We start from the raw sequence: 16269 nt of genomic DNA on the forward strand, positions 1-16269 counted from the left end.
CTCACTTGCTCTTGAGGGGCGTTGCGGCGTCGCCTCCGGTAATCAGGGGGAGGCCGACGCTCATTGCTCAGCAGTCAAGTCTACCTCTTCGCCGGGGCCGAAGGTATCCACAACGGCCTGCGCCTCCTGCTTGGCGGGGGTGTGCTTGTCCAGGTGCGCCAGATGCGAGGGGATCTCCTCTCCGCGGCGGCGCATGGCGGTGGCCCACAGGCGGCCTGCACGGTACGACGAACGCACGAGCGGACCCGACATGACGCCGAGGAAGCCGATCTCCTCTGCAGCATCGCGCAGCATCACGAAGTCGGCGGGCTTGACCCACCGGGTGACGGGATGGTGCCGAGGAGAGGGACGCAGGTACTGCGTGATGGTGATGAGGTCGCAGCCGGCATCGTGGAGGTCCTGCAGTGCGGAGATGATCTCGTCGTTCGTCTCACCCATCCCGAGGATGAGGTTCGATTTCGTGACCAGGCCGGCCTCGCGGGCCTGAGTGATCACCGACAGCGATCGTTCGTAGCGGAATGCGGGACGGATGCGCTTGAAGATGCGCGGAACCGTTTCGACATTGTGCGCGAGCACTTCAGGTCGGGAGGAGAACACCTCGGCGAGCTGATCCGGCTTGGCATTGAAATCGGGGATGAGCAGCTCCACGCCGGTGCCGCGTCCGTCGACATACGAGAGGTCGTGGATCTGGCGCACGGTCTCTGCATAGAGCCAGGCGCCGCCGTCTTCGAGGTCGTCTCGTGCCACACCGGTGATCGTCGAGTAGCGCAGACCCATCTCCGCCACCGAGGCGGCCACGCGGCGAGGTTCGTCAGCGTCGAATTCAGCCGGTCGGCCGGTGTCGATCTGGCAGAAGTCACAGCGCCGGGTGCACTGTTCGCCGCCGATGAGGAAGGTCGCTTCGCGATCTTCCCAGCATTCGAAGATGTTCGGGCAGCCTGCCTCTTCGCAGACCGTGTGCAGCTCCTGCTTGCGCACGAGCGACTTCAGTGCGGTGTATTCGGGGCCGATATGGGCCTTCGCTTTGATCCAGGCCGGCTTGTCCTCGATGGGAGTCTCGGAGTTGCGGGCTTCGACGCGGAGCATGCGGCGGCCCTCTGGTGCGATCGTCATCTGAGTTCTCCTAAGCGGTGATGGTCTCGTGCAGGATTTCGTCGAGTCGCTGCGCCACATCTTCGGGAGTGACGGTCCGACCGAGCTCAGCACTGATGGACGTGGTGTCGGCGTCTGTGATCCCACACGGGATGATGGACTCATAGGCGCCGAGGTCGTTGCTGCAGTTCAGGGCCAGGCCGTGCATCGTCACGCCTTCGTGGATGCGGATGCCGATGGCACCGATCTTGCGGTCGCGACGGAGTTCGTCGCCGCGCAGCCAGACACCGGCCCGGCCCTCGATCGTGGTCGCCTCGATCTCGTATTCGGAGAGCAGTCGGATCATCGCGTCCTCGAGTTGGGACACGAAGAGTCGGACCTCTTTGGGGTCGTTGAGCTTGTAGATGCAGTAGGCGACCAGCTGTCCGGGACCGTGCCAGGTGATCTTCCCGCCGCGGTCGACGTCGATGACATCTGTGCCGTCGGTCGGTCGTTCGAAGTCCTCGGTGCGCTTGCCGGCCGTATAGACCGGGGAATGCTCGAGGAGTAGGATCGTCGATCGACGGTCGCCGGCGAGCACTTCGTCGTGGTATCTCTTCTGCAATTCCCAAGTCTGCCGATAGTCCGAGAGGACAGGGGCGAACCCGAGCGTTTCTGTGGCCAGGGGCATGGCTCCACACTATGACTCTTGACCCCAGTGTTCAATTTGTTTCCAATCACATCTGGCGACCTCCACCGAGGCTGTGGCCCTTGACACATAACGACATCGGCGAGCATCATTAAACAACACTAAATGCGACTGATCATCATCAACGGAGATGACGAACCATGACATGGGAGTTCCAAGCAACGATCGCGGATGATATCCATCGCGTCGTCGATTCCGACGGTCGCAGAGCATGGGGCGTCGTGCACAATGATTTCGATGCCGACGACCCCCGTGTTCTCGCCCTCACCGAGGTGGCTCTTCCGACCGGCGCCCGTTCCCTTCTCATCGTCCCCGCTTCGCCCGGTGGTCTCGTCCTCGACGTGATCCGCACCTATCAGGGACTGACCGAGGCCGAGCTGTGCACCCTGTTCCTGGGCATCATCGAGGAGCTCACGACGTGCACGCGACCAGAGGATCGGCTCACTCTGTCCGCGTTCTCCCTCGACGCCCACGGTCGACCGGTCCTCATTCCCGGAGTCTCGGCGCCCATTGCGACGACACCGCGCCGCGCCGTGGGAGAGATGATCTATCACGCCGTCCACGGGCGGCCGTGGGCCGAGGTGCTGCTTCCCGTCGACCTCGCTCTGTCCGAGTCATCGTCGGCTCTGCGGTCGCTCGTCGCAGGCCTCCTGGACGATGCGGCGTCCGAAATCGGGTTGGGCACCGCCCTCGCCGAGGCGGCGGATTCCCTTCGTACACTCGACCGTCCCGCTGCGCTTCCAATGGTGCCTGCCGAGAGCGGAACGTCGCCGGAATCGGCCCTCACGGCTCGTCTGCGCGTGGCAACCGGACTCAGACCGCACCGGCGATCCGAGGAGGACAGCGGTTCGACGCACAGCGCACCGGCCCCACCTCTGCGCGGAGGCGGAGTGACTCCGCTGCGCGCCGAGGCGAAGAGCTCGCGACGCTCGAGACGTGATCGCCGACGCGCAGGCGGCCGAAAGGAGTGGATGGTACCGCTGCTGGGCTCCGTGGGCTCCCTGTGGACCCGCCTGCGGGCGGTGGACCTGCATCGTGTGTTCGGTCACGGCACCCTGCTCATCGGCCTCGCCGTGTGCCTGACGGTTCTGGGCGGAGTCGTCGTCTGGTCCTCATGGTCGTCCACCGCGGCCGTGAGCGGAGAAGAGGCGCCGTCCGCCGAGGGGGCGACCCGGCCGCCCGAAGCGACGTCGACGCCGAGCGCAGACGACGTGTCCGCCGTCCTCGAGGAACTGTGCGAGTCACGCGCAGCAGCTCTCAGCAATGGCGACGAGGCGGCTCTGAAGGCACTGACGGTGCCCGACTCGGCTGCCGCAGCAGCCGATGAGCTCATCGATCCCTCGGCGTATGCCGACTCCGACTATTCGATCGATGTCGAGGACGTGGAGATCGTCGCCGCCGACGATGACCGGGTGGTCGCCTCGGCGCTTATGCGGTCGAGCGGAGGCACCGGGGCCGCCCTGGTGGAGTTCGCCGAGCAGACCGTCGAGTTCGAACTGCACAGAGTCGAGGGTACATGGCTCGTAGCGGAGGTCCGGGAGGCGACGACGCGGTGAATGGCCCGAGGGGCCGACCACGAATGGTCGGCCCCTCGATCAGGTGTGTCGGAGAGTCAGGCTCAGAGGTCGAGATCGGCCTCGAAGTTGCCTTCTTCCAGACGTGCCTTGATGGTCTGCAGGAATCGTCCTGCATCCGCACCGTCGACCAGCTGGTGGTTGTAGGTCAACGGCAGGTACACCATGTCGCGGATGGCGATCGCCTCATCGCCGTCGGCCGTCTTCACGGCGATGGGACGGCGGACGATCGCGCCCGTGCCGATGATGCCCATCTGCGGCTGGTTGATGATCGGCGTGTCGAACAGTGCCCCGACGGAACCGATGTTGGTCACCGTGAAGGTTCCACCCGAAAGCTCGTCCGGCATGATCTTGTTGTTGCGGGTCCGGTCGGCGACATCGTCGATGGCCTTCGACAGACCTGCGACGCTGAGGTCACCGGCATCCTTGATCACGGGCACGAGCAGTCCGCGCGGGGTATCGACCGCAACGGCCAGGTGCTCGTGATCGAAGTAGGTGATCTGCTGCGACTCGAGATCGTACTGAGCGTTGACCTTCGGGTGCACCTGAAGCGCTTCGACGATGGCCTTGGCGAAGAACGGCAGGTAGGTCAGCTTCGAACCGTGCTTGGCCTGGAATGCCTCCTTATTGGCCTTGCGCAGCTTGACGACGCGAGACATATCCACTTCGATGACCTGCGTGAGCTGAGCGGAGACATCGAGTGACTCGCTCATGCGCTTGGCGATGGTCTGGCGGATACGCGAAGCCTTCTCCGTGGTGCCGCGCAGCTTCGCAGCCTCCTCGGGGATCTCGACCTTGAACGGAGCCTTCGGAGCTCCGGCCGATGCGCCGGACTGTGCCGCGGGAGCGGCAGCAGGGCCGTTCTTCGCGGCCGATTCGACATCCTGCTTGCGGATGCGACCGCCCACTCCGGTGCCGGAGACCTGCGAGAGGTCGACACCCTTCTCGCGGGCCAGACGGCGCACGAGGGGAGTGACGTAGGCAGCGTTCTCACCGACGGTGTCGGCGGCGGCAGGTGCCTGTGCAGCTGCTTCCACCGGCTCTTCGGCCTGAGCGGCCGAGGCGGACTGTGCGGATGCGGTCGCGGCCGGCTTGGGAGCCGATTCCTGCTTCGCTGCCTCCTCCTTGGGGGCTTCCTGTTTCGGAGCCTCTTCGGCGGGGGCTTCCTGCTCCGGAGCTTCCTCGGCGGGGGCCTCTTCCTTGGGCGCATCCTCAGCCGGTGCGGATTCGGCCGGGGCACCGGAACCGATGCGAGCCAGAGGCGCGCCGACCTCGACGGTATCGTCCTCTTCCGCCAAGTGAGCCTGAACGACTCCGGCAACGGGGGAGGGGACCTCGGTGTCGACCTTGTCGGTGGAGACCTCGAGGAGCGGTTCGTCGACCTCGACCTCTTCACCGACTTCCTTGAGCCAGCGGGTCACGGTGCCCTCGGTGACGGATTCGCCGAGCGCGGGCATTGTGATCTCGGTGCCTTCGGAGGATCCTGAATCCGAAGCGGCAGGTTTCGGATCCTCGGCCGGGGCCTCTTCGGCCGCCGGTGCTTCTTCGGCGGGTGCTTCTTCAGCCGGGGCCTCTGCAGGCTCCTCGGCGGGTTCCTCCGCAGGTTCCTCGTCGTGGGTTGAAGCGCCGCTGCCGTCGCCGATGTAGGCGAGGTCGCCGCCGACCTCGACCACGTCATCTTCTTCGGCCAGGATCTTCTCGAGGGTGCCTGCGTAGGGGCTCGGGATCTCAGTGTCGACCTTGTCGGTCGACACCTCGAGCAACGGCTCGTCTACCTCGACTTCTTCGCCCACTTCCTTGAGCCAGCGAGTGACAGTGCCCTCGGTGACCGACTCTCCGAGAGCCGGCATCTGAACGGAATTCGACATGAGTATTCGTCTCCTCGGATCTTATGAGTGGAAGTGCAGGGGTTTGCCGGCCAGGGCCAAGTGCGCCTCGCCGAGTGCTTCGTTCTGCGTGGGGTGCGCGTGGATGAGCTGCGCGACTTCCTCGGGGAATGCTTCCCAATTGACGATGAGCTGCGCTTCACCGGCCTGCTCGGACAGGCGAGCACCGATTCCGTGCACGCCCACGACCGGACCGTCCTTCTCGCGGATGACCTTGATCAGGCCTGTGGTGCCCAGGATCACGGACTTGCCGTTGCCGCCGAGGTTGTACTCGAGCGATTCGACCTGGTCCGCTCCGTACTTCTCTTCCGCCTGAGCGGAGGACAGTCCGACGGAGAAGATCTCCGGTTCGCAGTACGTCACGCGCGGGATGCCCGATTCGACGACCGGTGCCGGGTTGAGGCCGGCGATCTCCTCCGCGATGAAGATGCCCTGGCCGAAGGCGCGATGGGCCAGTTGGAGTCCGGGGACGATATCGCCGCAGGCGTAGATGTTGCCGACGCCGGTGTGGAGACGTTCATTGGCGAGGACGAACCCGCGATCCATCGGGATACCCTGCTCTTCGAAGCCGAAGCCCTCGGTGACTGGGCCGCGGCCGACGGCGACGAGGAGGTACTCCGCCTCGAGCGTCGAACCGTCTTCGAGAGTGACCTTGACCCCGTCGGCAGTCTCTTCGACGCCCTTGAACATGACGCCGAGCTTGAACTTGATCTTGCGCTTCTTGAAGGCGCGCTCGAGGTTCTTCGAGATGGTCTCGTCCTCGTTGGCAACGAGGTGCTTGAGGCCCTCGACGATCGTGACGTCAGCTCCGAAGGAGTTCCAAACGCTGGCGAACTCGACGCCGATGACGCCGCCGCCGAGCACGATGGCCGAGCTCGGGACCTTGTCGAGCTGGAGAGCCTCGGTGCTCGTGATCACGCGGTCGGTGACCTCGAGACCGATGGTCTTCGATGTCGAACCGGTCGAGAGCAGAACGTTCGTGCCCTTGACGGTGTGGTTGCCGTCTTCGCCGGTGACCTCGACAGTGTCTTTGCCGACGAGCTTGCCGGTGCCGAAGTAGGTGTCGATTCCGCGAGCCTTGACCAGACCCTGCAGACCCTTGTAGTTGCGGGTGATGACCCCGTCCTTGTACTCGAGCACCTTGGCGATGTCGATCCCCTTGAACTCGGCCTCGATGCCGAAGGTCTCAGAGTTCTTGGCGGTGTCGGCGACTTCTGCGGCGTGCAGAAGAGCCTTCGTCGGCACGCAGCCACGGTGCAGGCAGGTGCCTCCCACCTTGTCGCGTTCGATCAAAGCGACCTTCATGTCGAGCTCTGCGGCTCGCAGAGCAGCGGCATAGCCACCGGTTCCGCCACCCAGAACGACAAGGTCGTAGGTCAATTCGTCACTCACGGATTTCTCCTCGTAGCTGTGAATAAGCCTGCAGTACGCAGCTTTCAGTCTTATCTTTCCACTTTTCTCGCGCGGGGCGAAGAAAAACGCTGTCTGATTGGACACAGGTGGGCATCATCACGTTCACCTCGACAGCGTGTAGAACCACCGGGCTCAGGCCTTCGCCTTCGCGATTTCGATGAGGGTGCGCACCGCGGCTCCAGTCGCGGCCTTCGGCGTGTAGCCGAAGGGTGCTGAACCGTTGAAGCTCGGTCCGGCGATGTCGATATGCGCCCAGTTCGCATCCTCTCCGACGAATTCACGCAGGAACGCCGCAGCGGCGAGCATGCCGCCGGGGCGCGGTCCTGAGTTCGTGAGATCGGCGGCGGTGGAGTCGAACCCGGAGAGCATCTCCTCGGGGATCGGCATCGCCCACATCTGCTCACCGGCCACGGAAGCCGAGGCGATGACCTCTGCCCGTGCGGCTTCGGAACCCATGACACCGGAGGTGCGTTCGCCGAGGGCGACGATCTGAGCACCGGTGAGTGTGGCCACATCGATAAGCAGATCCGGATTCTCAGCCCCCGCATCGGTGAGCGCATCCGCGAGGACGAGGCGACCCTCGGCATCGGTGTTCGTGACCTCGACGGTCTTGCCGCTGCGCATCTTCAGCACGTCGCTGGGGCGCTGTGCCGAAGATCCGGGCATGTTCTCCGCCATCGGCAGCCACGCAGTGACACGCACCGGGAGCTTGAGGTCGGCGATGCCGAAGAGCGCCTGAACGACGGCCGCGGAACCGGCCATATCGGACTTCATGTCCTCCATGCTCTTCGCCGGCTTGAGTGAGATGCCGCCGGAGTCGAAGGTGATTCCCTTGCCGACGAAGCTGAGATGGCGCTTGGCGCCGCGAGGTGCGTATTCGACCTTGACGAGGCGGGGTCCACGAGTCGAACCCTGGCCGACGCCGATGATTCCGCCGTAGCCTCCGGCCTTGAGCTCCTTCTCGCCGAGCACTGTGACCTTGAGCTTGCGGTCCTTGGCCTGGTCCTTGACGATCTCCGCGTAGGACTCCGGGTAGAGATCCAGTGGGGGAGTGTTGACGAGATCGCGAGCTCTGTTCGTCGCGGCCGCGATCACTGCGCCGGCGTCATGGGCTGCGGCGAAGGTCTTGCCCTTGGGGCCGATGATGGTGATCTCGCCCGGAGTCCCGCCTTCGCTGCGGTAGTCGAGGAAACGGTAGGTTCCGAGTCCCGCGCCCACCGTGATCGCTTCGACCTCTGTCGGAGTGGCGGCGGGCAGGGCCAGTGCGATCGACTCGACACCGTCGAGTGCACGCAGCGCCGCTCCCGCGCCGCGACGCAGCGTTTCAGCAGCTGCGGCGACATCGGAGTCATCGGGATCGCAGTCCCCGAGCCCCACGAGCAGGACGGAGTCGGCGGCGACACCCTTCGGAGCGGGAACACGAGCGGTGGATCCGGCCTTTCCGCTGAACCCGATGGCGCGAGCGGCTTCGTCGAGGGCGGTCTTCGCCGCCTTCGCCCCTTCGAGTCCGAGGACCGTCGAGTCGGCTGCCGCCAGCACCAGAACGGAGGCGGTGGCCTTCACCGGTGAGGTCGTGGAGTAGCTGCTGAGGGTGGATGCACCAGCCATGAGTTCCCTTTCAGTCGTCTTTGAACGTTGCTTCGATCCTAATGCCAAACACGCCGACTTGCTGAAGCAGTGAGTCGAGCGCCTGCTGAAGCGATGAGGGACTCTGACATATTCTTAGGTGCGTGTACTCATTGATCTTCAGACTCCTCTTCGTTCCCATGGACGCCGAACGGGCCCATCACCTCTCGTTCTCCGCGCTGCGCCTTCTTGACTCCATTCCTCTGCTCGGTCGCCTGCTCCGCGTCGTCTGTGCCCGCGGCACCGTCCGGCCCGCTCAGGTGATGGGTCTGCCCTTCCCCAACCGAATGGGCCTGGCCGCGGGGTTCGACAAGAACGGCGTGGGGGTCCGTGCTCTGTCGTCATTGGGCTTCGGACATATCGAGGTCGGCACGATCACCGCCCATGCGCAGCCGGGCAATGATCGTCCGCGGCTGTTCCGTCTGCGGAAGAATCTCGCCCTGCTCAATCGGATGGGGTTCAACAACGACGGAGCCCGGCAGGCATCGTTCAACATCGCCGCCGAACGGAGGAAGATCGAATCCCTCCCGCAGCGCCTGCGTCCAATCGTGGGCATCAACATCGGCAAGACGAAGGTCGTCGAGGCGGCCGACGCGGTGGCCGACTATGCCGCCTCGACCCGTGCGCTGGCTCCCTTGGCCGACTACCTCGTCATCAATGTCAGCTCACCGAACACTCCCGGTCTGCGCGATCTGCAGTCCGTGGGCAGCCTGGAGCCGATCATCACCGCCGTCCGCGACACCGCCGCCGAGGTGGTCGAGCGCCCGCGGTCGACGCTGGGTCATGTGCCCCTGCTGGTCAAGATCGCCCCGGATCTCGCCGACGAGGATGTGGCCGAGATCTGCGACCTCGCTCTGCGCACCGGCGTCGACGGACTCATCACGACGAACACGACGATCGATCGCGGTGTGCTGACCGGCGCCGAGGCGGAGTTCGCCGAAGGTCAGGCAGGCGGCATCTCCGGACGCCCCGTGGCCGAACGCTCTCTCGAGGTGCTGCGTCTGGTCAAGAGGCACGTGGGCGACGAGCTCACCGTCATCTCCGTCGGCGGCGTCGCGGATGCGAAAGACGCCCGGGCTCGAGTGGCCGCGGGCGCCGATCTGGTTCAGTTCTATTCGGAGATGATCTACTCCGGTCCGTTCTTCCCCGGCCGCATCGCACGCGGCCTCGAGTCGAGCCGGCTGCTCACTCGGGGTACTGGCGGCGCTTGACCTGAGGCTTGGGCATGCGCAGCGGACGCAGCTGGATGCTGCGCATGACTGCGTAGAAGGTGATGCCCCGTTCGACCTCGCCGAACTTGTTGCGCAGCCGGTTCTTGAGGATGTAGTTGAGCACGAACCCGTCGAGGACGATCAGTGCGATGAGACCCCAGACGGCGTAGGTGAAGTACTGCTGGATCTGCACCGGCTGCGTGAACGCGATGACGAGGATGAGGATCGCGGCTGGTATGAAGATCTCGCCGATCGAGAAGCGGGCATCGATGTAGTCGCGGATGTACCGGCGCTGCGGGCCCTTGTCACGGCGGGTGAGGTATTTCTCCTCGCCGTTCATCATGCCGATGCGTGCGCGGTCGCGCTCCTGCCGCTGGTGCTCCTTGGCTTGTCTGTTCGCGACTTTGCGATCCTTGTTCACCAAGGGCTGACGGCGCGCGGACTCCTGTTGGCTACGCTTGGGCGTGGGCCGTCCCTTCTTCGCCTCCGCTTCGCGACGGGCGTCGGCTTCTGCGGAGAGGTCGTCATGGACTGGCTGAGAGGCGGAGGTTTCGTCCTCGGCGCGAGATTTTTTGTTTCCGAACACGAGATGAATACTACCTTTGGAGAATGAGCGAATCGACTTCAGCACTTGACAGTGCACAATTGCATGCCGAACTGGACACCATCTTCGACGAGGTTCTCGGCAATCTCACGGATCTCGTCGCCATCCCCTCCGTCGCCTGGCCGAGCTTCGACGCCGCGAATGTCACGGCCAGCGCCGAGGCTGTCGCGGGCTTGGCGCGTCAGCTCGGCCTCGAGACGGAGATCCTCACCGCGAAGCAGTCGGACGGCGCCGACGGATACCCGGCCGTCGTCGCCTCCGTGCCGGCGCCGGAGGGCGCCCCGACCGTCCTCCTCTACGCCCATCACGATGTGCAGCCGCCCGGCCGCGCCGAGGATTGGGACACCGAACCCTTCGTCGCCACCCGGAAGGGCGACCGCCTCTTCGGCCGTGGAGCCGCCGACGACAAGGCCGGGATCATGGTCCACCTCACGGCTCTGCGGCTGCTGGCCGACCGCCTCGGTGTCGGTGTGACGCTCTTCTTCGAAGGTGAGGAAGAAGCCGGCAGCCCGAGCTTCCGCAATTTCCTCGAGACCTACCGGGACCGCCTGCGCGCAGATGTCATCGTCGTCGCCGATTCGGGCAACTGGGCAGCGGGGACTCCGGCCCTGACGACGAGCCTGCGCGGAATGTGCGCCGTCGAATTCGAGGTCTCCACCCTCGACCACGCCGTGCATTCGGGAATGTACGGGGGAGTGGCACCGGATGCGATGCTCGCGATGACGAAGCTGCTGGCAACCCTCCATGACGACAACGGCTCCGTCGCTGTCGCCGGCCTGCACTCGAGCACAGAGACGTCCATCGACTTCGACGAGGCGACGCTGCGAACAGACTCCGGGGTGCTCGCGGAAACCGAGCTCATCGGCGCAGGCACCTTGGCCTCCCGTCTGTGGACACAGCCGTCGATCACCGTCATCGGTCTCGACATTCCCGATGTGGCGGTCTCCTCGAATACCTTGCAGTCCTCCCTAAAGGCCAAGCTCTCGATCCGACTCGCGCCCGGGGACACCCCCGCCTCGGCGGTCCGGGCCGTCGAGGAGCATCTGCGCGCGCATCTGCCCTTCGGTGCGCAGTTGAGCATCGGGGAGACCGAGGGCGGAAGCCCCTGGCAGGCCGATGAGAACGACCCTGTGGTCCGGACCGCCCGCCAGGCGCTCACCGACGCTTGGGGCACCGAATCGGTGACGATGGGCATCGGCGGATCGATCCCCTTCATCGCCGATCTGCTCGATGTGTTCCCCCGCGCATCGATCCTCGTCACGGGCGTCGAAGATCCCGACGCGAGGGCCCACAGCGCCAACGAATCGCTCTACCTGCCCGATTTCAAAGCCGCGATCGTCGCCGAAGCCCTGCTGCTGCAGCGCCTCGGCGACCACGGATGAAACGAATGGGGAATAGCTTGCCGGGCACCGACGTTGTCACCGGTGTAGCCTGGGGACAGGAACGCGAAAAGGAGTAACTATGACTGTGACCGAAAAAGCAGAAACCACCCACGAGGTGGAGCTGTCGTCGACCGCTGCCGACAAGGTCCGCAGCCTGCTGGAACAGGAAGGTCGTGACGACCTGCGCCTGCGCGTGGCTGTCCAGCCCGGCGGATGTTCCGGACTGATCTATCAGCTCTATTTCGATGAGCGCTTCCTCGACGGAGACGCGGTCCGCGACTTCGACGGCGTCGAGGTCATCGTCGACCGGATGAGCGTTCCCTACCTCAGCGGTTCGACCATCGACTTCTCCGATACCATCGAGAAGCAGGGCTTTACCATTGACAACCCCAACGCCGGCGGATCCTGCGCCTGCGGAGACTCGTTCCACTGATCAGCCTCGGCTGAGGAGGAGCGCTTCTCATGGACTTGGAGGATCTGCGTGCCGTGTCGTACACGGCAACGCAGCCCCAGGTCCTTTTGTCGTATCGGGCCGGACTCTTCCCGATGGGAGTCGGCCACGGGGGCACCGGTCGGATGGGATGGTGGGCTCCACGACGACGTGGAGTTCTGTTTCCCGGTGACCTGCGTGTGACGAAGAGCCTGCGCAAATCGATGAAGCACTTCACCTTCACCACCAACCGCGCCTTCATGCACGTCATCCGCTCGTGTGCCGACCCGCGGCGGACGGGCAGCTGGATCACCGAGGACATGATCGAGCTCTACCAGGGCCTCCACGACGACGGGTGGGCGCATTCGGTCGAGGTCTGGAACGGCGATGAGCTTGTCGGCGGTCTCTACGGAGTCGCCATCGGTTCGTTCTTCGCCGGCGAATCGATGTTCCACACTCAGCGCGACGCCTCGAAGGCCGCGCTGGCCCACCTCGTCGGACTCTTCGACGGAACCGACGTCGTCAGCGGAGAAAGCCGGTCCACCTCGGCGGATGCGGATACGGGACCGGGGGATTGGCTCATCGACACCCAGTGGCAGACATCACACCTCGCCACCCTCGGCGTGTCGGAGATCAGCGGCCTGGAGTACTCCGCGCACCTAGATTCCGCGCTCAGGGGCAGTGTCTGTCAGCATATTCTCAACAAATGAACATCTGCAGGTGAATTTCTACCGCGTGTAGCGGTAGTCTTATGAGTGACAGAGTAAGTACACGTCTCTCGGCCTGACCTGGAGACGCAGAACGTTGTGAAAGGCTGCACGTGGATTCTCCGAATCAGTCAGGACCGCAGCGGTCCTGGGCGAAGCGGCTCGGCATTCTGAGCGCCGTGTTGATACCGGCGTTGCTATCGGGTTGCACTAAAGAGCAGATCGCCACAGGATTTTTTCCCGTCGAATCGCAAGGCGCGACGAACCACACGGATGCCTATACAGCGCTGTGGAACGGCGGCTGGATCGCCCTTCTCATCGTGGGCCTCATCGTGTGGGGACTCATCCTGTGGGCCATGGTCGCCTACCGCCGCCGCAAGAACGATCGCGGACTGCCGGTGCAGATGCGCTACAGCATGCCGATCGAAATCCTCTTCACGGTGACTCCGGTCGTCCTCGTCCTCGGCTTCTTCTTCCAGAACGTCCAGGTCATGGAGAAGACGACGGATGACTCCACCCCCGGCGAGCAGGTCATCGAGGTCGCTGCCAAGCAGTGGGCCTGGGACTTCAACTATGAGACCGAAGACGTCTACTACGCCGGCACTCAGGTTGCCCTCGACGGCACCGAAGCCCCCGAGAAGACCGCTCCCGTCCTCTACCTCCCCGTCGACACCGACCTGGAGATCCGCCTGCACTCCCGCGACGTCCTCCACTCCTTCTGGGTTCCCGCCTTCCTCGAGAAGCGCGATATGATCCCCGGCCACGATCAGAGCCTGCATCTGCGTGCCGAGAAGGAAGGCGAGTATGTCGGCAAGTGTGCCGAGCTGTGCGGTGAGTACCACTCGGAGATGCTTTTCAACGTCAAGGTCGTGTCGAAGGAAGAATTCCAGGAGTACACGCAGTCGCTTGCCGATCAGGGCAACACAGGCCAGCTGGGACCGGAGTACGATCGCAACTGGTACCCGAAAGAAGGTGCTGAGAAATGACCGCCACGATGGATCAGGCGGCCCTTGATGCTCCGGTAGTTCCACGGAGCAAGGGCAAGATCATCGTCGACTGGATCACGTCGACGGACCATAAGACGATCGGGTACATGTACCTCATCGGCTCGTTCTTCTTCTTCTGCGTCGGCGGTGTGATGGCGCTCATCATCCGCCTCGAGCTCTTCGAGCCCGGAATGCAGATCGTTGAGACCAAGGAACAGTACAACCAGCTGTTCACCATGCACGGCACATTGATGCTGCTGATGTTCGCCACCCCGCTGTTCGCCGGCTTCGCCAACGTCATCATGCCGTTGCAGATCGGCGCTCCGGACGTGGCGTTCCCGCGGCTGAATGCCTTCGCCTTCTGGATGTACCTCTTCGGCAGCCTTGTGGCCATCTCCGGATTCCTCACCCCTCAGGGTGCGGCATCCTTCGGCTGGACCGCCTACGCGCCATTGAGCAATACGACGTTCACACCGGGCGCCGGTGGTAACTTGTGGGTCCTCGGACTCGCCCTGCAGGGCTTCGGAACAATCCTCGGCTCCGTCAACTTCATCACGACTGTGATCACCATGCGCGCCCCGGGCATGACCATGTTCCGCATGCCGATCTTCACCTGGAACGTCCTGGTCACCGGCATCCTCGTGCTCATGGCCTTCCAGCCTCTGGCTGCTGCGCTGCTGGTGCTCGGTTCCGACCGCGTCCTCGGTTCCCATGTGTTCAGTCCGGGCAACGGCGGACCGATACTCTGGCAGCACCTGTTCTGGTTCTTCGGCCATCCGGAGGTCTATGTCATTGCGCTGCCGTTCTTCGGCATCGTCACAGAGATCTTCCCGGTGTTCAGCCGCAAGCCGGTCTTCGGCTACAAGGAACTCGTCTTCGCGACAGTCGCCATCGCTGCTCTGTCGGTGACCGTGTGGGCCCACCACATGTACGTCACGGGCGTCGTGGCACTGCCGTTCTTCGCCTTCATGACGATGCTCATCGCGATTCCGACAGGTGTGAAGTTCTTCAACTGGATCGGCACGATGTGGAGAGGCTCGATCACATTCGAGACTCCCATCGTGTGGTCGATCGGCTTCCTCGCAACGTTCCTCTTCGGCGGTCTGACCGGAGTCATCCTGGCCAGCCCGGCCCTCGACCAGCATGTGTCCGACACCTACTTCGTCGTGGCGCACTTCCACTACGTCGTCTTCGGCACCGTGGTGTTCGCGATGTTCGCCGGATTCTACTTCTGGTGGCCGAAGTGGACGGGCAAGATGCTCAACGAGAAGCTCGGACACATCCACTTCTGGATGCTGTTCATCGGCTTCCACGGAACCTTCCTCGTCCAGCACTGGCTGGGTGTCGACGGAATGCCGCGTCGTTACGCCGACTACCTGCCGCAGGACGGCTTCACCTGGATGAACCAGGTGTCGACGGTCGGTTCGCTGCTGCTGGGTCTGTCCATGGTTCCGTTCTTCTGGAACGTGTGGGTCACCCACCGAAATGCGCCCAAGGTGACGGTCGATGACCCATGGGGCTACGGAGGATCGCTCGAATGGGCTACATCCTGCCCGCCCCCGCGTCACAACTTCACCTCGCTGCCGCGGATCCGCTCCGAACGTCCTGCCTTCGACCTCAACCACCCCGAGCTGCTTGAATACAGCGGTCACGGTCAGGCAGAACCCCAGCTCACAGGAGACAACGCCAAATGAAGTCATCGATCTACGTCTTCAACCTCTGCGGCCTGTTCTTCATCGCAGTCGGGATCTTCTACGGCTTCTTCACCGACTTCACCGAGCTCGTCGGATTCCCGGCGTTGCTCCTCGTCGGACTGATGGCCCTGATGATCGGCGTCTACCTCTGGCTGACGGATCGACGCGTCGGTCGTCAGCCTCAGGACAACGACGACGCCGAGATCTCCGACGCCGATGCCGACTACGGTATGTTCAGCCCGTGGAGCTGGTGGCCGATCGTCAGCGCGGGAGCCGCCGCCGTCGCGTTCTACGGAATCGCCATGGGTTGGTGGATCTTCCCGTTCGGTGTCGTGCTCGGCATCGTTGCGCTGGTCGGTCTCACCTACGAACACGATCGCGGCGATTTCGCCCACTGATTCAGTGATCTGATCGCCCAGCCACTGTGGCCCGGACTCAAGTCGAGTCCGGGCCACAGTGCTATTCACAGAACTTCTGACGGACCCGTATCCCCGCGATCTTCGTCGACGTTGGTGACCGGATGGGGTCTGCGCCGGAGTCTGATGGACTGTTGCGTCGGCACCGGCTCCGGTGCGGAGCTGGGCTGGAGCAGCCGAATGGGTACGCGGGTGCGCGCGGTTGAGGTGGCCGCGGACAGACGGTTGCCACGGTGCTGGCGCACGGTTGTACTGGTGTAGGCGCTTTCTGTCCTGAAGCATCGCCTTTTGGACAGTGCATCGGGTTCGAAACCGATGCACTGTCCAAAAGGCGAGTATCGAAGGCACAAAACCCGATGTGCAAGGGCGGGTACGGAAGCGCTCCGCAGGTTAGGGCGCCAGGACCTCTCAGACTCGGGAAGTCGGCATCTCAAGCGACGATGCACGCGTTCGGCGTGGAAGCAGCGGAGTCCGGACCCGCTCGAGGTGGAATCGGGTCGAGGCGGAACAATCCCGAGGCGCACCTGGCCCGAGGCAGAACAGCAGCCCCTAGCTGGAAC

14 protein-coding genes are annotated in these 16269 nt (G+C 63.9%); 8 read left to right on the forward strand and 6 right to left on the reverse strand.

Annotated elements, in window-relative coordinates:
- Positions 1–60: 60 nt before the first annotated feature.
- Positions 61–1113 carry a lipoyl synthase gene (lipA, locus tag AC239G_RS09320; RefSeq protein ID WP_092013963.1) on the reverse strand — a complete coding sequence of 351 codons (1053 nt, stop codon included), beginning with the start codon at positions 1111–1113 and terminating at the stop codon, positions 61–63.
- Positions 1114–1123: 10 nt separating this feature from the next.
- Positions 1124–1762 carry a lipoyl(octanoyl) transferase LipB gene (gene lipB / locus AC239G_RS09325; RefSeq protein ID WP_139467178.1) on the reverse strand — a complete coding sequence of 213 codons (639 nt, stop codon included), beginning with the start codon at positions 1760–1762 and terminating at the stop codon, positions 1124–1126.
- Between the two features lie 158 nt (positions 1763–1920).
- Between lipB and AC239G_RS09330 the strand changes: the two genes are divergently transcribed.
- The gene (locus AC239G_RS09330; RefSeq protein ID WP_487490093.1) at positions 1921–3336 is read left to right on the forward strand and encodes a hypothetical protein; all 1416 of its coding nucleotides are present in this window, start codon (positions 1921–1923) and stop codon (positions 3334–3336) included.
- 62 nt (positions 3337–3398) lie between these two features.
- Here AC239G_RS09330 and sucB read toward each other — a convergent pair whose 3' ends face one another.
- The 3 genes from sucB to AC239G_RS09345 all read right to left on the reverse strand — a co-directional run bounded on the left by sucB (position 3399) and on the right by AC239G_RS09345 (position 8261).
- The gene (gene sucB, locus AC239G_RS09335; protein ID WP_139467180.1) at positions 3399–5222 is read right to left on the reverse strand and encodes a 2-oxoglutarate dehydrogenase, E2 component, dihydrolipoamide succinyltransferase; all 1824 of its coding nucleotides are present in this window, start codon (positions 5220–5222) and stop codon (positions 3399–3401) included.
- Between the two features lie 21 nt (positions 5223–5243).
- A complete protein-coding gene (lpdA, locus tag AC239G_RS09340; RefSeq protein WP_139467181.1) occupies positions 5244–6632 on the reverse strand; it encodes a dihydrolipoyl dehydrogenase in 1389 nt (462 codons plus the stop codon).
- Between the two features lie 153 nt (positions 6633–6785).
- Positions 6786–8261: a leucyl aminopeptidase gene (locus AC239G_RS09345; RefSeq protein ID WP_139467182.1), complete on the reverse strand. Its 1476-nt coding sequence runs from the start codon at positions 8259–8261 to the stop codon at positions 6786–6788.
- Positions 8262–8383: 122 nt separating this feature from the next.
- Between AC239G_RS09345 and AC239G_RS09350 the strand changes: the two genes are divergently transcribed.
- On the forward strand, positions 8384–9490 hold the full coding sequence (locus tag AC239G_RS09350; RefSeq protein ID WP_487490094.1) for a quinone-dependent dihydroorotate dehydrogenase: 1107 nt from the start codon (positions 8384–8386) through the stop codon (positions 9488–9490).
- Here AC239G_RS09350 and AC239G_RS09355 read toward each other — a convergent pair.
- Positions 9465–10076 (reverse strand): DUF3043 domain-containing protein, encoded by a 612-nt coding sequence (locus tag AC239G_RS09355; protein WP_139467184.1) that lies wholly within the window; start codon positions 10074–10076, stop codon positions 9465–9467. The genes AC239G_RS09350 and AC239G_RS09355 overlap by 26 nt on opposite strands.
- 23 nt (positions 10077–10099) lie before the next feature.
- Between AC239G_RS09355 and AC239G_RS09360 the strand changes: the two genes are divergently transcribed.
- The 6 genes from AC239G_RS09360 (at position 10100) to AC239G_RS09385 (ending at position 15691) form a co-directional block, all read left to right on the forward strand.
- Complete coding sequence (locus AC239G_RS09360) at positions 10100–11476, forward strand: dipeptidase (RefSeq protein ID WP_259356756.1); 1377 nt, start codon at positions 10100–10102, stop codon at positions 11474–11476.
- Positions 11477–11555: 79 nt separating this feature from the next.
- Positions 11556–11909: a HesB/IscA family protein gene (locus tag AC239G_RS09365; RefSeq protein ID WP_487490095.1), complete on the forward strand. Its 354-nt coding sequence runs from the start codon at positions 11556–11558 to the stop codon at positions 11907–11909.
- 29 nt (positions 11910–11938) lie between these two features.
- Complete coding sequence (gene aat / locus AC239G_RS09370; protein ID WP_487490096.1) at positions 11939–12616, forward strand: leucyl/phenylalanyl-tRNA--protein transferase; 678 nt, start codon at positions 11939–11941, stop codon at positions 12614–12616.
- A gap of 110 nt (positions 12617–12726) precedes the next feature.
- On the forward strand, positions 12727–13599 hold the full coding sequence (gene ctaC / locus AC239G_RS09375) for an aa3-type cytochrome oxidase subunit II (RefSeq protein ID WP_139467187.1): 873 nt from the start codon (positions 12727–12729) through the stop codon (positions 13597–13599).
- Positions 13596–15293, forward strand: a complete 1698-nt coding sequence (gene ctaD, locus AC239G_RS09380; RefSeq protein ID WP_487490097.1) for an aa3-type cytochrome oxidase subunit I — start codon at positions 13596–13598, stop codon at positions 15291–15293. The genes ctaC and ctaD overlap by 4 nt, the downstream gene beginning before the upstream one ends.
- Positions 15290–15691 (forward strand): cytochrome c oxidase subunit 4, encoded by a 402-nt coding sequence (locus AC239G_RS09385; RefSeq protein ID WP_139467189.1) that lies wholly within the window; start codon positions 15290–15292, stop codon positions 15689–15691. The genes ctaD and AC239G_RS09385 overlap by 4 nt, the downstream gene beginning before the upstream one ends.
- Positions 15692–16269: the final 578 nt, after the last annotated feature.

The sequence above is a fragment of the Brevibacterium sp. Lmc1 genome, assembly GCF_057654315.1.

Coding starts and splice junctions, on each gene's coding strand:
- lipA (WP_092013963.1), bottom strand. CDS start 1,113: ATGACGATCGCACCAGAGGGCCGCCGCATGCTCCGCGTCGAAGCCCGC.
- lipB (WP_139467178.1), bottom strand. CDS start 1,762: ATGCCCCTGGCCACAGAAACGCTCGGGTTCGCCCCTGTCCTCTCGGAC.
- AC239G_RS09330 (WP_487490093.1), top strand. CDS start 1,921: ATGACATGGGAGTTCCAAGCAACGATCGCGGATGATATCCATCGCGTC.
- sucB (WP_139467180.1), bottom strand. CDS start 5,222: ATGTCGAATTCCGTTCAGATGCCGGCTCTCGGAGAGTCGGTCACCGAG.
- AC239G_RS09345 (WP_139467182.1), bottom strand. CDS start 8,261: ATGGCTGGTGCATCCACCCTCAGCAGCTACTCCACGACCTCACCGGTG.
- AC239G_RS09360 (WP_259356756.1), top strand. CDS start 10,100: ATGAGCGAATCGACTTCAGCACTTGACAGTGCACAATTGCATGCCGAA.
- AC239G_RS09365 (WP_487490095.1), top strand. CDS start 11,556: ATGACTGTGACCGAAAAAGCAGAAACCACCCACGAGGTGGAGCTGTCG.
- aat (WP_487490096.1), top strand. CDS start 11,939: ATGGACTTGGAGGATCTGCGTGCCGTGTCGTACACGGCAACGCAGCCC.
- ctaD (WP_487490097.1), top strand. CDS start 13,596: ATGACCGCCACGATGGATCAGGCGGCCCTTGATGCTCCGGTAGTTCCA.
- AC239G_RS09385 (WP_139467189.1), top strand. CDS start 15,290: ATGAAGTCATCGATCTACGTCTTCAACCTCTGCGGCCTGTTCTTCATC.